The sequence below is a fragment of the Acinetobacter sp. SwsAc2 genome, assembly GCF_013391465.1.
GTDB lineage: Bacteria > Pseudomonadota > Gammaproteobacteria > Pseudomonadales > Moraxellaceae > Acinetobacter > Acinetobacter johnsonii.
Map to the genome: position 1 here is coordinate 1 of NZ_JACBEZ010000087.1, position 848 is coordinate 848.

1 protein-coding gene is annotated in these 848 nt (G+C 40.3%); it reads right to left on the reverse strand.

Annotated elements, in window-relative coordinates:
• Positions 1-616: MobQ family relaxase (gene mobQ, locus HYI04_RS16780; protein ID WP_178896426.1), on the reverse strand; the 616-nt coding region annotated here is incomplete at its 3' end.
• Positions 617-848 lie beyond the last annotated feature (232 nt).

Genomic DNA, 848 nt, shown 5'->3' on the forward strand with positions numbered 1-848 from the left:
TTTCCTGGTCTTCATAACTTCTGTGATCGACACGTTCATCAAATCCATTTTGTTCCAGGTGATGATTGCATAACTCTGCAAATGATTCTCTCCAGTGGCTTACAGTTTCTGTGCCATTGTCACGACTGAAGTCCCTATATTTTTTTGCTGAAAAGCCACCCTGCTCATTAATACTTCGGGTTGTGAACATGATGTGTGCATGGTAGTTGCGTTCATCACTTCCACTGTCTGTATGAGGTGCATGAATAGCAGCATCAACGATGACACCGTATTTTTTAACGAGGTTTCGGCAAAGTTCATTGAGCATATTTTCACGCTGTTCAGCGTTTAACTCACTGGGAAATGCAATCTCAAACTCTCTTGCAAGTAATGCATCTTTTCTACGTTCAACCTTTTCGACTTCATTCCAAAGTGTTTGGCGCTTGAGTAACTCAGTATTTGTATTTTCAGGTGCATAGATTTTTGTAAATTCGACACCAGTTTTTCTTGTGTAGTCTTGTTCTTTTCCATAAAAATCGCATACCAATTTTTCACTTGAACGATATGCAGCACAAGCAACGGCCGATCGTCCATTACCTCTACTAATCGTTTTAACTGAAAAATGATATATCGCCATTTTGCTTTTGCTCTTTATTTCGATTTATCGAAATTACCAACATGTATATGTTGGTCAGGGGATTACAAAGGGGATTTACCCCTTGTCGCACCATTGGATGAAATCCAATGGCTAAGTGCGCCCTTCGGGAAAACCACGATAGCATGGGCTGTCTTGAATTTCAATTCAAACAGACCTATGCTTGAGGGGGATTCCTTGAGATGGTGATGGTATGAGTGTTGAAACTTTAGAG